The following is a 16,107-nucleotide window of genomic DNA, read 5'->3' on the forward strand; positions in this document are numbered from 1 at the left end:
ATTCTCAATCGCATCGCGCAAGCCTGACTTGTGATGTTTTTAATTCTGCTAACCCCGTGGCCTGCAAGCAAGTTTTGTAGGACATCGCCAAGGAGACTCAACGTGTCTGAACTGTCTCAATTATCCCCGCAACCGCTATGGGATATTTTTGCCAAAATCTGTTCTATTCCTCATCCGTCCTATCATGAAGAGCAGCTCGCTGAACACATTCTGAGCTGGGCCCAGGAAAAAGGTTTCCACGTCGAGCGCGATCAAGTCGGTAATATCCTGATTCGCAAACCCGCTACCGCAGGCATGGAAAACCGTAAACCGGTCGTTCTGCAGGCGCACCTGGATATGGTCCCGCAGAAAAACAACGACACCGTGCACGACTTCACCAAAGATCCTATCCAACCTTATATTGATGGCGAATGGGTAAAAGCCCGTGGCACCACGCTGGGTGCGGATAACGGTATCGGTATGGCGTCTGCGCTGGCCGTTCTGGCTGATGACAGCGTGGTACATGGTCCTCTGGAAGTGCTGCTGACCATGACCGAAGAAGCAGGTATGGATGGCGCGTTTGGTCTGCAGGCTAACTGGTTGCAGGCAGATATCCTGATCAACACCGACTCAGAAGAAGAAGGTGAGATCTACATGGGTTGCGCAGGCGGTATCGACTTTACCTCTAACCTGCCGCTGTCCCGTGAAGCAATCCCTGCTGGCTTCCAGAGCTTTAAGCTGACGTTAAAAGGCCTGAAAGGCGGCCACTCCGGCGGCGAAATCCACGTTGGTCTCGGTAACGCGAACAAGCTGCTGGTACGCTTCCTGGCGGGCCACGCTGAAGAGCTGGATCTGCGTCTGGTTGATTTCAACGGCGGTACGCTGCGTAACGCAATTCCGCGTGAAGCCTTTGCCACCCTGGCCGTGGCTGCAGATAAAGTTGATGCGTTAAAAGCGCTGGTCAACACCTATCAGGAAATCCTGAAAAACGAACTGGAAGCCAAAGAGAAGAACCTGGCTCTGCTGCTGGATGCCGTTACTCAAGACAAAGCCGCGCTGACCGCTGAGTCTCGCGACAGCTTTGTGCGTCTGCTGAACGCCACCCCGAACGGTGTTATCCGCAACTCCGACGTCGCCAAAGGCGTGGTAGAAACTTCCCTGAACGTCGGCGTTGTAACCATGACTGACGACAACGTTGAAATTCACTGCCTCATCCGTTCTCTGATCGACAGCGGTAAAGACTACGTGGTGAGCATGCTGGATTCACTGGGTAAACTGGCTGGCGCGAAAACCCAGGCAAAAGGCGGATACCCAGGCTGGCAGCCGGATGCCAACTCTCCGGTTATGCACCTGGTTCGTGAAACCTATCAGCGTCTGTTCAACAAAACGCCTAACATCCAAATCATCCACGCCGGTCTGGAATGTGGTCTGTTCAAGAAACCGTATCCAGATATGGACATGGTTTCCATCGGGCCAACCATCACCGGCCCGCACTCCCCGGATGAACAGGTTCATATCGAAAGCGTCGGCCATTACTGGACGCTGCTGACTGAACTGCTGAAGTCTATTCCGGCGAAGTAAGTCTGCGCTAAACGCCGAATGGCGCTGTGCTTATCCGGCCTACATGCTGATTTGTAGGCCGGATATAGTTTTTACGCAGCCATCCGGCAATACATCAACATCACAGCCCCAACAGTAGTTGCCTTTCCAGCTGTGGATCCAACAGCGTGACGTGTAATCCCACCAGTCTTACGCCCCGCCCTCCCCGACGTTCATTCCAGGTTTTGCGCGCCGTCGCAATTAAGTCATCTTTACTTAAGCGCGGCCAGACGTGCTCCTGCGTGGTTTGCTGAAAATCATTAAACTTGAGTTTTACTCCCTGCCGGGCGATCAACAGATCCGGTTTTACCTTGGCCAGACGTCGTTCCAGTTCGGGATATAGCCGCTCAATAATCTCCTCACATTCAGCCCACTCATGAATATCTTCTGCCAAAGTACGCTCGACGCCGACTGATTTGCGCAGTCTGTCATTGTTGACGTCGCGCTCATCAATGCCCTGGCTACGTTCCCACAACACGCGACCAAACTTACCAAAACGTTTGAGCAACATGGCCAGGTCGTATTTCTGAACATCCTCGCAGGTTCGCAACCCCATCGCTTCCAGCTTAGCGGCAGAGACTTTGCCAACGCCGGGAATTTTGCCTAACGGTAATGTTCTGAGAAATTCAGGAACATCGGCAGGGGTAATCACATATTGCCCATTGGGTTTGTTGAGATCGGAGGCTATTTTTGCCAGAAATTTGACCGGCGCAATTCCGGCAGAGGCGGTTAACTGTAGCTCGGTAAAAATTGTCTGGCGGATCTCCTGAGCAATCAGCGTAGCTGAGCCATGGCAGTGAGTGCTGTCAGTCACATCCAGATAGGCTTCATCCAGCGAAAGCGGTTCTATCAGCGAGGTATAACGGGAGAAAATAGCCTGAATCTGGCGGGAGGCTTCTTTATAAGCCTCGTATCGGCCTGGCAATAACGTGAGATGCGGGCACAGCTTTAACGCCATTCCGGTTGGCATTGCGCTGCGTACGCCGAATTTACGCGCCGGATAATTGGCCGTGCTGATAACCCCCCGGCGTTCACGACTGCCGCCGATAGCAATGGGAATATCACGCAAGGCGGGGTTGTCGCGCATTTCCACCGCCGCGAAAAAGCAGTCCATATCGACATGTATGATTTTGCGCATGACTCACCTCTCATAACACTGTTTAAGTATACAGTATTTTTACGATATGAGAAGCCTGTACCTTTGCTACGTCAATGCGGGTCCATTCATCACAAAGCGCGCATCACACAGATAACGCACAATGTCTTTTGGCGCATGGTCGGCGGGATTTCCTGCCGTACTGACAAACAACTTATTCACTTTGCGCACATTTGCCCGCAAAATTTTTTCAATCGTCATCAGACGAAAAGCATCATCTTCGACACAGAACAACTCGTAATCACCCAGGCGCTCTCCACAGATTTCACAGTGGTTCATCCAATAACGTAGCCCGGTCGTTTTACTTTTATCCAGGTAGTAATTGCTGGCTTTGATGTTCTTTTTTATCTCTTCCGGCAGCGTGTTGATATGGAACAAAAATGTATTGCGCCGCACGGACACCCATCTTTTATCATCCTGATTTTGTTTGATAAACCGGGTAAACATCACACCATGAATATGCGTGGGCTGATGGCAATTCCAGCATTGCATTTTCGACGTAATAACCAGGTAATAAGGAGCCACAATATTAAAATTGTCCGTCGCGTAAACATGCTCGCGCAGCGTCTCATTTAACTCATGAGGTTCGGTGTACCAGATACCTGAAACCGGGTCGAAATGCGCCCCCTGACAAGCCACATCGGTGACGTTATCAGTATGAATATCCAATGGAATAATATGGGTTACATCTATCACATGACCTTCCTGAGGGATAATTTTCCCCCACGTTGCGTGGGGGGCAGAGAACAGAATTAATGCGTGACGGGAGCAGAGGGCTGACGTAAAGAAGTCACCTGCTTTTGTTTGTCCAGCTTATCAACCAGTGGCTGAACCACTTTCTCGCCGTGCTGACCAAAATATTGATACAGCGTATCGGAAGCACTTTGCGTTAACACCATGATCTCAATACGGCGGTTGCCTGCGCTTTCCGGGTTTTTCGCATCCAGCAGCATTTGGTCCGCCATGGCGCTAACCTGCATGACTTTATCCTGCGGCATGCCGGCATCTTCCAGCACGCGTCGTGCTGACAAAGCACGGTCGCCGGAGAGGTTCCAGTTGTTGTAAATGTTGCTCTTATAGCTCATCGCATCCGTATGTCCGGTAATGATGAGCTTGTTGTCCAGCGAGTCAAACACGGGGGTCAGCTCAACCAGCAGCGATTTAAAGAACGGCATAATTTTGGCGCTGCCGCGTTCAAACATATTCCGGTTCTGGTCATCTTTAATCAGTACGCGCAACCCCTGAGGAACAATCTCCATCTCGAGGTTGGTTTCCATATGTGCGTTGCGGGCAATGACGTTAATATCGGTCGCCAGCTCGCCCAATTCACGCGCTGATTTTTGCTTCAGCAACACCGCTTTTTCATTTACATCCAGCGCTTTTTTGGCGTTATCTTCTGTGATCTTCGCCGTCTCTTGCGGGGTAACCGTTTTATCCAGCTTGTTGCGCGTGACGTTTTTCTTCTGCGCACCCGGCGCTATCGGCTGCTTATCAACCTGATCGGCGGCGTCTGTATCGGGATCTTTATATACGATTTAAGCGCCGAAGCCGCCTTCCAGCAATACGTACTGATGACCATCGGTGACGGCCTGGTCGCCCAGATCCCTTCTCTGCTGTTGTCGACAGCAGCAGCGATCATCGTCACCCGCGTAAGCGACAGCGGCGATATTGCCACGGACGTACGTAGCCAACTGCTGGCCAGCCCCTCCGTGCTGTATACCGCCACCAGCATTATGTTTGTGCTGGCAGTGGTGCCGGGGATGCCGCATTTCCCCTTCCTGATTTTCAGCGCCCTGCTGGGATTCACCGCCTGGCGCATGAGCAAGCGACCGAAGGTGGCTGAGACCGAAGAGAAAAATCTCGAAACGCTGACCAAAACCATCGCTGAAACCACCGAGCAACAGGTCAGTTGGGAAACTATCCCCTTAATAGAACCTATCAGCCTGAGCCTGGGATATAAGCTGGTGTCGTTGGTCGATAAATCCAAAGGGAATCCGCTCACTCAACGCATTCGCGGTGTGCGACAGGTGATCTCAGACACGAACGGCGTACTGCTGCCGGAAATTCGCATCCGCGAAAACTTCCGCCTTAAACCGACCCAGTACGCCATTTTTATCAATGGGATCAAGGCCGATGAAGCCGATATTCCCGCAGATAAGCTGATGGCGCTGCCCTCCAGTGAAACCTATGGCGAGATCGACGGTGTTTTAGGCCACGATCCGGCCTATGGTATGCCGGTCACCTGGATTGTTCCGGCGCAAAAAGCTAAAGCGTTAAATATGGGGTACCAGGTTATTGATAGTGCCAGCGTCATTGCGACGCATGTGAATAAGATCATTCGTAACTATATTCCAGAGCTGTTTAATTACGATGACATTACGCAGTTGCATAACCGCCTTTCTTCTATGGCGCCACGTCTGGCGGAAGATTTGAGCGCAGCGCTGAATTACAGCCAGCTCTTGAAAGTGTACCGGGCGCTGCTTATCGAAGGTGTGTCATTGCGCGATATCGTCACCATAGCCACCGTACTTGTCGCCAGTAGCACCGTGACCAAAGATCATATTTTGTTAACGGCGGATGTGCGTCTGGCGCTCCGTCGCAGCATTACCCACCCGTTTGTGCGCAAAGATGAGCTGGCCGTATATACGCTGAACAGTGAACTGGAGAATCTGCTGGCGAATGTGGTGAATCAGGCTCAGCAAAGTGGAAAAGTGGTGCTGGATAGCGTGCCGGTCGATCCCAATATGCTGAATCAGTTTCAGACCAATATGCCGCAGATAAAAGAACAGATGAAAGCGGCGGGGAAAGAGCCTGTGCTGCTGGTCGCGCCGCAGTTACGTCCTTTGCTCGCGCGCTATGCGCGCCTGTTTGCCCCGGGCCTACAGGTGTTGTCTTATAACGAAGTTCCGGATGAACTGGAATTAAAGATCATGGGGGCGTTAAGTTAACGCCTGCCGAGGCGGTGTCATTACACCGCCTTTTTGATTACAGAATCGTATTTTCCGTAAGAATACGACGAGCGCCTAGATAATGATCCTGCCAGAAGTCATCGGATAAATTGCTCACCCGAATTGTTTCTCCTGTCCGCGGTGATTCAATAAATTGTCCCTGCCCCAAATAGACGCCCATATGATCGGCAATATCCCGGCTGTGAATATGAAAGAACACTAAATCACCACGGCGAAGATCGCGGTTAGCGACAATCGTTGCCCGTCGATAGTGATACATTTCATTCGCTGTCCGGGGCAATTTTGCCGCCAGGATTTTGTTGTAGGCATAAAAAATCAGCCCGCTACAGTCAAACCCTTCATCCGGATCGGTACCGCCCCACAAATAGGGTTTACCTAGCTGTTGCTCAAGTCGGTGGATGGCCACTTCAGTGATATTGTGTAGATGATTGCTACTGAGAAAATGGTCATTCTCAGCCAGTTCCTGCCAGCGATGGTCGCTGGCTTTCAGTGGGCCAGGGAACCACTCCGGATGCTGTTTAATCAGTGCCCGGTTCTGCTGGCGCAGCGCGCTTTTACTTTCTGCGTTGCCTTCCACCACGTAGCTTGCCTGCTTTTTTACCTGTGCGTGATACTGCTTCAGCAGCCGGGCACGATTACGTATGCGCATTTGCGCCGCATAGCTTACATGGGCGTCAGATAAGAAAGGCTGAACTTTGGCGACAGACGGTGAGGACAACACAACACACAAAGACAGCAGACCCGGCAAAAAGCGTCGGGGTGCAGAGACAAAAAACATGAAAACAAAAATACCTAATCAAACACGTTCCGAGCAGTCTACCGCTATTACCAGGTATTCCATTTTAATATTTGATTATTAAAGTATTAATTTTTTAAATTCAATACATTAGGAATTTTTCACTAATAGGGCTCAATGACGGTCGCTCACCCGCAAAATACGCCAGTGTCTGACAGACTTTAAGCACAATTATCCGTATAAAGAAAATCTAAAGTGTAAACGCAGCACGAGAGACTTGCGAAAAACTCTCTGGGTGATAATGTGAGCGCTCCAGATCCAGATTTATCCGATTTGGGGACTCTTTTGCCGTCCTGGCGTGTGTGATCGTTTTATCAAGGAATAAGCAGTATGCGTAAAATCGCATTTTTTCTTGCGATGCTTTTATTGCCGTGCGTTTCGTTTGCCGGTTTGCTGAGCAGCAGCAGCCCGACTACGCCTGTCAGCAAAGAATATAAGCAGCAATTAATGGGCTCCCCCGTTTATATCCAGATCTTCAAAGAAGAGCGAACGTTGGATCTGTACGTCAAGATGGGCGAACAGTATCAATTGCTCGACAGTTATAAGATCTGTAATTATTCCGGTGGCTTAGGGCCGAAACAGCGTCAGGGTGATTTCAAAAGTCCGGAAGGGTTTTACAGCGTTCAGCGTGGACAGCTGAAACCGGATAGCCGCTTCTATAAAGCGATTAACATTGGTTTCCCTAATGCCTACGATCGCGCCCACGGTTATGAAGGTAAATACCTGATGATCCACGGCGCCTGTGTTTCCGTCGGCTGCTACGCAATGACCGACAACGGCATTGATGAGATTTTCCAGTTTGTCACCGGCGCGCTGGTGTTCGGGCAGTCCAGCGTACAGGTTAGCATTTACCCGTTCCGCATGACCGATGCCAACATGCAGCGCCATAAGTTCTCGTATTACAAAGAGTTCTGGTCGCAGCTAAAACCGGGATACGATTACTTCGAACAAACGCGTAAGCCACCGACCGTTTCCGTCGTCGATGGCCGTTACGTTATCAGCAAGCCGTTGAGTCACGAAGTGGTTCAGCCGCAACTGGCATCAAACTACGCGCTCCCCGAGACAAAATAATGCCCACTCGCCTGGCATAATCTTTTGCCAGGTTTCATTGCCGGTTAACGGTTGAGTGGCAATCACGGTGACCACATCATTGGGTGTGGTCTCTGAGCTAAAATCAATCTCCACATCCTGATCCAGCAATGTCGCCACGCCAAACGGCGCACGCCGCGTGATCCAAAACAAATTGGTCGAGCAGAAGGCCATCACATAACGTCCGTCAGACAACAGCATGTTGAAGACGCCCTTCTCCCGCAGTTCTCCTGCCAGCATCGCGATATATTTAAACACCGCCGTCATATTGCCAGGCGTGCGCGGATAACGCTCCGTCAGCTTGTGGAGCAGCCAGCAGAAGGCTTTTTCGCTGTCGGTTTCACCGACCGGGCGGAAATTACCGGTCTCCAGTGATTTATAACCGCTGAGTTGCCCGTTATGGGCATACGTCCAGTTACGTCCCCATAGTTCACGGGTAAATGGATGGGTATTTTCCAGCGCTACTTCTCCACGATTCGCCTGACGAATATGGGCAATCACGGAACAGGATTTGATGGGATAGTCTTGTACCAGTTTGGCGATAGGCGAATTAAAGCTGGGTTGCGGATCTTTAAACGTACGGCAGCCCTTACCTTCATAAAACGTAATACCCCAGCCGTCTTTGTGCGGCCCGGTACCTCCGCCGCGCTGGACCAGCCCGGTGAAGCTAAAGCAGATATCGGTTGGCACATTGGCGCTCATCCCGAGCAGTTCGCACATACATCACCTACCTTAAAACCGTGAACTGCCTGATGGCGCTGCGCTTATCAGGCCTACGTGGCGCTCATGTAGGCCGGATACGGCTTCAGCCACCATCCGGCAATCGTCTTCTTATGGTTTAACCATCTCTTTTTCGATCAACTGGATCAGGATATGAATCACTTTGATATGAATTTCCTGAATACGATCAGCGTAGCCAAAGTGCGGCACGCGAATTTCGATATCCGCGCTGCCCGCCATTTTGCCGCCATCTTTACCGGTCAGGGTGATAACTTTCATCCCTTTCTCACGCGCTGCGGCAATCGCTTTAATTACGTTACCGGAATTACCCGAAGTCGAGATGCCTAACAGGACATCTCCCTCACGACCCACGGCTTCTACGTAGCGAGAGAACACATAATCGTAACCGAAATCGTTGCTGACGCAGGAGATATGGCTGACGTCAGAGATAGCGATAGCAGGGTAACCAGGACGGTTTTCACGATAGCGTCCGGTCAGCTCTTCGGCAAAGTGCATCGCGTCGCAATGGGAACCGCCGTTACCGCAAGAAAGTACCTTACCGCCGGCTTTAAAGCTGTCTGCCAACAGGACCGCCGCGCGCTGAATGGCGTGAATATTGGCGTCATCTTTAAGAAAATTAGCCAGCGTTTCCGCCGCTTCGCTCAGTTCGTTACGAATAAGATCCTGGTACATGAGGATATCCTTCAGCATGAATGTAAATGACAAGGTGCAGTGTACCGGATAGCGCTACCAGCGAGAAGTACAAGCCACAGGAATGGTTACGGCTTTTGATTTTTTATGCCGGTTAAAACAGCAACAATGTGAGCTTTGTTGTAATTATTTTGTAAACACATTGCTAAAAGGATTTACATCCACTACAACCATATCATCACAAGTGGTCAGACCTCCTACAAGCAAGGGAGCTTTTCGTTATGATGATTTTGAGTATTATCGCTACGGTTGTTCTGCTCAGCGTTCTGTTTTATCACCGCGTGAGCTTATTCCTCAGCAGCTTAATTTTGCTCGCCTGGACGGCCGCGCTTGGCGTGGCTGGCCTGTGGTCAGTCTGGCTGCTGGTTCCTCTGGCCATTATTCTCGTACCGTTTAACTTTACGCCGATGCGCAAATCTATGATCTCTGCACCGGTGTTCCGCGGTTTCCGTAAAGTCATGCCGCCGATGTCGCGTACTGAGAAAGAAGCGATTGATGCCGGTACGACCTGGTGGGAAGGTGATCTGTTCCAGGGCAAACCTGACTGGAAAAAACTGCATAACTATCCTCAGCCGCATCTGACTGCTGAAGAGCAAGCGTTTATTGATGGTCCGGTGGAAGAAGCGTGCCGCATGGCGAACGACTTTCAGATCACTCACGAACTCGCGGATCTGCCTCCGGAACTGTGGGCATATCTGAAAGAACACCGCTTCTTCGCGATGATCATTAAGAAAGAGTACGGCGGGCTGGAATTCTCAGCATATGCTCAGGCTCGCGTTCTACAGAAACTCTCCGGCGTTTCCGGGATCCTGGCGATCACCGTTGGCGTGCCTAACTCATTAGGCCCAGGCGAACTGCTGCAACATTACGGCACCGAAGAGCAGAAAAATCATTATCTGCCACGTCTGGCTCGCGGTCAGGAGATCCCATGCTTTGCTCTGACCAGCCCGGAAGCCGGCTCCGACGCAGGCGCGATCCCTGATACCGGCGTAGTTTGTATGGGCGACTGGCAGGGCCAGCAGGTGCTGGGTATGCGCCTGACCTGGAACAAACGCTATATCACGCTGGCGCCTATCGCTACCGTGCTGGGTCTGGCATTTAAACTCTCCGACCCGGAAAAACTGCTGGGTGGCGAAGAAGATCTTGGCATTACCTGTGCGCTGATCCCAACCTCAACGCCAGGTGTACAAATTGGGCGTCGTCACTTCCCGCTGAACGTGCCGTTCCAGAACGGTCCAACACTGGGCAAAGATGTGTTTGTACCAATTGATTACATCATCGGTGGTCCGAAAATGGCCGGTCAGGGCTGGCGCATGCTGGTGGAATGCCTGTCTGTGGGACGTGGTATTACCCTGCCATCTAACTCGACGGGCGGCGTGAAATCGGTCGCGATGGCCACCGGCGCGTATGCGCACATTCGTCGCCAGTTCAAAATCTCTATCGGCAAGATGGAAGGTATTGAAGAGCCGTTGGCACGTATTGCCGGTAACGCCTACGTGATGGACGCTGCAGCATCACTGATTACCTACGGCATTATGCTGGGTGAAAAACCGGCGGTGTTGTCGGCCATCGTGAAATATCACTGCACCCACCGCGGACAGCAGTCAATCATTGATGCGATGGATATCACTGGCGGTAAAGGCATTATGCTTGGCGAAAGCAACTTCCTCGCCCGTGCTTATCAAGGTGCGCCAATCGCTATTACCGTTGAAGGTGCCAACATTCTGACCCGTAGCATGATGATCTTCGGTCAGGGTGCGATTCGCTGCCATCCGTATGTTCTGGAAGAGATGGCTGCGGCACAGAGTAACGATGTGAATGCGTTCGACAAGCTGCTGTTCAAACACATCGGTCACGTCGGCAGTAACAAAGTGCGTAGCTTCTGGCTTGGCCTGACGCGTGGTTTAACCAGCAGCACGCCAACTGGCGATGCGACCAAACGTTACTACCAGCACCTGAACCGTCTGAGCGCCAACCTGGCCCTGCTTTCAGATGTGTCGATGGCTGTACTGGGCGGTAGTCTGAAGCGTCGTGAACGTATCTCCGCACGTCTGGGCGATGTGTTAAGTCAGCTGTATCTGGCCTCCGCGGTGCTGAAGCGTTATGACGACGAAGGCCGTCATGAAGCGGACCTGCCGTTGGTTCACTGGGGCGTTCAGGATGCGTTGTACAAAGCGGAACAGGCGATGGACGATCTGCTGAAGAACTTCCCGAACCGTCTGGTCGCGGGCTTGCTGAATGTGGTTATCTTCCCTACCGGTCGCCACTACCATGCACCGTCTGACAAATTGGATCATAAAGTCGCGAAGATTTTGCAGGTTCCGAGCGCTACTCGTTCTCGTATTGGTCGCGGTCAATATCTGACGCCAAGCGAGCATAACCCAGTTGGTTTGCTGGAAGAGGCGCTGCTGGACGTGATTGCAGCCGACCCAATCCACCAGCGGATCTGTAAAGAGTTGGGTAAAAACCTGCCATTTACCCGTCTCGACGAACTGGCGCACAATGCGCTGGCGAAAGGGCTGATTGATAAAGATGAAGCCGCGATTCTGGTGAAAGCCGAAGCGAGCCGCCTGCGCAGTATCAACGTGGATGACTTTGAACCCGAGGAGCTGGCGACTCAGCCGGTAAAGCTGCCAGAGAAAGTGCGTAAAGTCGAAGCCGCATAACGACACTCGCACGACGTTTAGCCCCGCTTAATGCGGGGCTTTTTATTGCCACATTTTCATTAATGCTCATGCTACAGTGTCAAAATGTTGTTCAACGAGGAGCCTCGATCGTGCCTGGTTTGAAAATTACTCTGCTGCAACAACCATTGATCTGGATGGATGGCCCGGCCAACCTGCGCCATTTTGACCGACAACTGGAAACCGTCGCCGGACGTGATGTCATTGTATTGCCTGAGATGTTTACCAGCGGATTTGCCATGGAAGCGGCAAATAAATCGTTGCCGCAAGAAGAAGTTGTAAGCTGGATGCGTAGCAAAGCGCAGCAGACAAATGCCCTGATAGCAGGTAGCGCGGCGATACAGTCTGAACGGGGGCCGGTGAATCGTTTTTTGCTGGTTGAACCCGAAGGTAATGTGCATTTCTACGACAAGCGCCATCTGTTCCGCATGGCGGATGAGCACCAGCATTACCAGGCGGGTGACGCGCGCGTTATTGTTGAATGGCGCGGCTGGCGCATTCTACCGTTGGTCTGTTATGACCTGCGTTTTCCGGTATGGTCGCGCAATCGCAACGATTACGACCTTGCGTTGTATGTTGCCAATTGGCCTGCGCCGCGTTCTCTGCACTGGCAGGTTCTGCTTGCCGCACGGGCGATTGAGAATCAGGCTTATGTAGCAGGATGTAACCGCGTGGGCACTGACGGTAACGGGCATCATTATCGCGGTGACAGCCGGGTGATTAATCCGCAGGGTGAGATTATTGCCACCGCCGAGCCGCATCAGGCCACACGCATTGACGCAGAACTGTCTCTCTCAGCGCTGCGTGAATATCGCGAGAAATTTCCCGCCTGGCAGGATGCCGACCCGTTCACGCTATAACTATCGCCTTCACTCCCGCTGCATAACGTTTTTCCGTGGCGGGATTGTTTCACTCCGTAACCAACCGCAAAACAAATTCGCGTGGCGACATGCGGTGGGCATCGTATCCTGCAAAAGATAATCACTCGTAACCAGCGAGTGACTGACAATGTTAATAATTCCCTTATCAGGATCTCGACATGAAGAACTTCTTACGCATGACTTTGCTGGCAGTTACCGTGGCTGGCGCTTCTTTTAGCACGCTTGCAGCAACCACATCTAATGTTCCGGCTCCAGCCCAGGATCCGATAGTACAACATCTTAAGTTGAGCACTGACCAGATTGCGCAGATTAAAAAACTGCACCAGCAGCTTGAAACCAACGTAAGCCAGATTTCGGTGAAGGATGTTAAAGACGGCGCGTTGATTGACGTCATCAAGTCCGGGAAGTGGGATGAAGCAGCCGTCAAAAAACAGCTTTCGGCATTCAGCAACATCGAACAGCAGGCGCGTTATTATCGCGTGAAATACTATTTTGACCTGAACAAAGTGCTGACTCCAGAACAGCGCCAGCAGGTGCAAAAAGACATCGCACAGACGCTAAGCGAATAATTGCCAGAGCCTGAATCAGCAATGATTCAGGCTTTTCGGTAAAATCGCCTGTTCAAACAAAAAACCCTGTACAGCATCTGCGCCGCTCATACGGCAAATGGCATAATCCTGTGGCGTTTCTACCCCCTCAATGACAACCCGTTCACCCAGCCCACGAAACTGATTGACCAGAACCCTCAACTGCCACTCCGATGTTCTGAACTGATGAAACATTCCACTTTCAATTTTGATGGCATCGAAACGGATGCCCGACAGCCGCCAGACAAAAAATAGCTCAGGTGAAACATCATCCAGCCACACGCGAAACCCGTGACGCACCAGCGTTTTTACGGCGATGCATACGGCCTGCTGCTCTGCCTTCTCCAGCCGCATCATGGAGCCCGGATCCTGAATCTCAATAACAATCCGCCCCTGATGCACCTGCTTTGTGAGACGCGTGACCCATGACAGACAGGTCAGCATCCTGACGGATAAATTCAACGAATAGCTTCCAGAAAGAGCCAGCACCCGTTGCATTTGCCATAGAAAAAGCTGCTGTTTTGCCGCAATTGAAAGGTGCTTGAAAAACAAATCCAGTGGAAGCGGAGTGCGTACCTGACTTAACACTTCACAGACATCCAGCGATACGTCATCAAAAAAATGAATGCGCTGCAAACGGATCCCAGTGATCTGCAGCAGTTCGGCGTTGCGGGGAAGTTCTGGTACATAACGGGCCTGTTCGCTGAATCTGTTCATATCATTCCAGTATTTTATTAAAAGGACGTCGTGCATCCTGCAGCCACGGAATACGGCGATCGTTCGGGTATATCAGGCAAAAGCGCGTCGCCAGACGATGCGCCTCGACAAGGTCGCGCTGTTGCAACGCCAGCAAGATTTGCGTGAAGGAGACATTAGGGTCTGGGTGAACGCGCACATAGTCAGGCGCCCAGCGGCGAACCGCCTCCAGCCAACGAGCGTCCCGAGTACGCTGATACCGTTGCAGATACCCCATCTGGACATCAAACCGATAGCGACTGGTAAGAAGCCAGCCTCCTACAGGGAGCGATTCGGCAAGATGCCACTGCGATGACTGCCTCTCCGCCAGCGTCAGTTGCTGTTGCGTATGCAGCGTGAGAAGCAGCAATGGCGCGACTGTCAGTAGCGAGATAACCCCTGGCGCGCGAATCAGCCACGTCGAGGTAAGCGCCAGGCGTATTCCAGCTCGGTCGCTGTCTGCACATCGAAGCAACAGGATCAGCAGTAGCCAATGCGGCGTTGACTGCCTGACGGGGTATTCCGTCAGCATATGAATCACCACCGGCAGCGCCGCCACCAGACAGGCGCGACGCCAACGATTTCCATGCCTCCAGAGCCAGAAACCACTCGCAATAAAACACAGCGCTCCCACCAGCCCAACCAGACCGCCCTCCACCAGCCATAACACCAGTTCATTGTGCGGATGCGAGATGCTGCTCAACCCCAACGGTCCCGCACGTTCGAGAAACACGGCGGCAAAACTGCCCACACCCCACCCCGTCCACGGGCGTTCGGCAAATAATGCCAACGACGTTTTGAGTACCGTCCAGCGCACCTGGGAAGTGGTGAAATGATCGACCGTTGCTACGGACAAAAAATGGCGAGCGAGCGACCCCGTCGCCATGCCTGACGCCAACGGTAACAGGAGTAGTAACAACGTACGCCGTTGCGCCGGAAAAACCGCCAGCAGCAGCACTTCACCGACTACCAGAGACAGGTAACCGGTTTGCGACTGGGATTCATGCAGCACAAATCCCATCATCACCAGGCCAACCCCGATGACAATTCGATACCCGTCGCGCAGCCGTAAAAAGAGCGTGGCTGACAGCAACACGCCACAGGCCGTAAAGCTGGCCAGCAGGTTGACCTGCTGAAAAATGCCGTAAGGCCGTGTACCACGTCGCCAGGCAAACTCCCAGTAATCAACACCCGGCAAATGCCAGTACTGATAGACAAACACCAGACATTCAATCACGCACGCCCCCCATAGCAGGGCCAGCATTGCCGTCAGGGTGTTTGCCGTGAGAGGAATTTGCAATGTGACCAGATAGACGCTCACACCTCCCAGTAACGCCCCCGCCACCAGTAGTGCCTCGGCCTGCCTGACGTCAGGTGTTAGCAGGCAAAGCAACATCAGGATGAACGCCCCGATCGTAAAACCCGCAGCTGGCACAGTGATGCGCCAGCGTTGACGAGGCGCCAGCATCAATGCGCTTGCAGCCAGTACAACAGCGTAGATCCAGCTCGTAATATTAAGCGGCAACGACAGACCGCTGCCGCCGTTGTTCGGCCAGTAGAAATGCATGGCCCCACACCAGAAAAACAGACTAATACCGAGCAATAATTTCTGCGCAGGCAGCGGCGCAATGCGATTCAGTACGTTCATCATGCTACTGGTAGTTCAACGTCCAGGTCCCGCTGGCGCTGAACGGACCGTATTCGAGAGACTGATTTTTTATCGCCGATGGCTCCGCTGCGACCCACGCCAAAAAATTCAGCGTCATCGAACCTTCTGTTATCTCTTTGACTGATGTGCTCTCATCAAGGCGGATTGCCGTGCCGTCCTCTTCGCTCATCCCAATCCCGATCCCTGACGCGCCGCCTTGTTCACTGCTATCCAGCGCCAGATGATCGGCCAGCTCCGCATCCTCACGACCGCTGAAGGTAACCGAGATCCCACGGAAAACCTCAGGATTGCAGTCGCGTAACTGGATGCTGAATTTTTCCGGCTTACTGCGCCCCGAGAGATAGAGATCCTGCGTCGCGATTTGCTTGAAATCGACCTCGATTTTGTCGCCACCCGGTGCAAGGCTGCAGGCCAGCGCTCTGATGGTGCCGTGAAAATACATATCGCCGCCGACCAGTTTGGTGTCGGCCTGTGCCATGCTGCCAAGCAGCAACATAACGGTCGCGAATAACGCCGAGAATCTCATGACATC

The 16,107-nt window shown here is 52.3% G+C and carries 14 protein-coding genes and 1 pseudogene; 6 read left to right on the forward strand and 9 right to left on the reverse strand.

The genetic code is table 11. The features are described from left to right. The first annotated feature begins 102 nt into the window (after positions 1-102). Positions 103-1,560 (forward strand): cytosol nonspecific dipeptidase, encoded by a 1,458-nt coding sequence (pepD, locus tag OGV74_RS20815; protein WP_003031381.1) that lies wholly within the window; start codon positions 103-105, stop codon positions 1,558-1,560. 100 nt (positions 1,561-1,660) lie between these two features. On the opposite strand, the gene dinB is transcribed toward pepD, so the two are convergent. From dinB to OGV74_RS20830, 3 genes are all read right to left on the reverse strand, one after another. Next, a complete protein-coding gene (gene dinB / locus OGV74_RS20820; RefSeq protein ID WP_003031382.1) occupies positions 1,661-2,716 on the reverse strand; it encodes a DNA polymerase IV in 1,056 nt (351 codons plus the stop codon). Positions 2,717-2,782: 66 nt separating this feature from the next. After that, complete coding sequence (locus OGV74_RS20825) at positions 2,783-3,430, reverse strand: hypothetical protein (protein WP_003031383.1); 648 nt, start codon at positions 3,428-3,430, stop codon at positions 2,783-2,785. 56 nt (positions 3,431-3,486) lie between these two features. Then, positions 3,487-4,269 (reverse strand): OmpA family protein, encoded by a 783-nt coding sequence (locus tag OGV74_RS20830; protein ID WP_286521494.1) that lies wholly within the window; start codon positions 4,267-4,269, stop codon positions 3,487-3,489. Between OGV74_RS20830 and OGV74_RS20835 the strand changes: the two are divergent. Then, a pseudogene (locus OGV74_RS20835) lies at positions 4,219-5,682 on the forward strand (FHIPEP family type III secretion protein); the annotation flags it as partial. The gene OGV74_RS20830 and the pseudogene OGV74_RS20835 sit on opposite strands and share 51 nt — an antisense overlap. A 37-nt stretch (positions 5,683-5,719) precedes the next feature. On the opposite strand, the gene OGV74_RS20840 reads toward OGV74_RS20835, so the two are convergent. After that, positions 5,720-6,481 carry a C40 family peptidase gene (locus OGV74_RS20840; protein ID WP_086503709.1) on the reverse strand — a complete coding sequence of 254 codons (762 nt, stop codon included), beginning with the start codon at positions 6,479-6,481 and terminating at the stop codon, positions 5,720-5,722. 348 nt (positions 6,482-6,829) lie between these two features. On the opposite strand from OGV74_RS20840, the gene dpaA reads away from it, so the two are divergent. Continuing rightward, positions 6,830-7,570, forward strand: a complete 741-nt coding sequence (gene dpaA, locus OGV74_RS20845) for a peptidoglycan meso-diaminopimelic acid protein amidase (RefSeq protein ID WP_003843847.1) — start codon at positions 6,830-6,832, stop codon at positions 7,568-7,570. Here the strand turns inward: dpaA and OGV74_RS20850 are convergent. Continuing rightward, positions 7,541-8,308 (reverse strand): class II glutamine amidotransferase, encoded by a 768-nt coding sequence (locus OGV74_RS20850; RefSeq protein WP_003031388.1) that lies wholly within the window; start codon positions 8,306-8,308, stop codon positions 7,541-7,543. The genes dpaA and OGV74_RS20850 overlap by 30 nt on opposite strands. Positions 8,309-8,419: 111 nt before the next feature. Then, positions 8,420-9,001 (reverse strand): D-sedoheptulose 7-phosphate isomerase, encoded by a 582-nt coding sequence (gene lpcA / locus OGV74_RS20855; RefSeq protein WP_003031390.1) that lies wholly within the window; start codon positions 8,999-9,001, stop codon positions 8,420-8,422. Between the two features lie 239 nt (positions 9,002-9,240). Here lpcA and fadE point away from each other — a divergent pair, with 239 nt between their 5' ends. The 3 genes from fadE (at position 9,241) to OGV74_RS20870 (ending at position 13,153) form a co-directional block, all read left to right on the forward strand. Beyond that, positions 9,241-11,685: an acyl-CoA dehydrogenase FadE gene (fadE, locus tag OGV74_RS20860; RefSeq protein ID WP_003031392.1), complete on the forward strand. Its 2,445-nt coding sequence runs from the start codon at positions 9,241-9,243 to the stop codon at positions 11,683-11,685. A gap of 110 nt (positions 11,686-11,795) precedes the next feature. Next, entirely contained in the window at positions 11,796-12,563 is a 768-nt protein-coding gene (locus OGV74_RS20865; RefSeq protein WP_003031394.1) for an amidohydrolase, read from the forward strand. Positions 12,564-12,742: 179 nt separating this feature from the next. Next, positions 12,743-13,153, forward strand: coding sequence for a Spy/CpxP family protein refolding chaperone (locus OGV74_RS20870; RefSeq protein WP_049016135.1), 411 nt, complete (start codon positions 12,743-12,745; stop codon positions 13,151-13,153). 15 nt (positions 13,154-13,168) lie between these two features. On the opposite strand, the gene OGV74_RS20875 is transcribed toward OGV74_RS20870, so the two are convergent. Genes OGV74_RS20875 through OGV74_RS20885 form a run of 3 tightly spaced genes read right to left on the reverse strand, consistent with a single transcriptional unit; the run spans position 13,169 to position 16,101 of the window. Further along, on the reverse strand, positions 13,169-13,888 hold the full coding sequence (locus OGV74_RS20875) for an EAL domain-containing protein (protein WP_003838873.1): 720 nt from the start codon (positions 13,886-13,888) through the stop codon (positions 13,169-13,171). Position 13,889: 1 nt separating this feature from the next. Next, a complete protein-coding gene (locus tag OGV74_RS20880; protein WP_086503708.1) occupies positions 13,890-15,557 on the reverse strand; it encodes an O-antigen ligase family protein in 1,668 nt (555 codons plus the stop codon). Position 15,558: 1 nt separating this feature from the next. Further along, positions 15,559-16,101 (reverse strand): fimbrial protein, encoded by a 543-nt coding sequence (locus OGV74_RS20885; protein ID WP_032948583.1) that lies wholly within the window; start codon positions 16,099-16,101, stop codon positions 15,559-15,561. Positions 16,102-16,107 lie beyond the last annotated feature (6 nt).

Source organism: Citrobacter sp. Cf116 (assembly GCF_030336505.1).
GTDB lineage: Bacteria > Pseudomonadota > Gammaproteobacteria > Enterobacterales > Enterobacteriaceae > Citrobacter > Citrobacter freundii.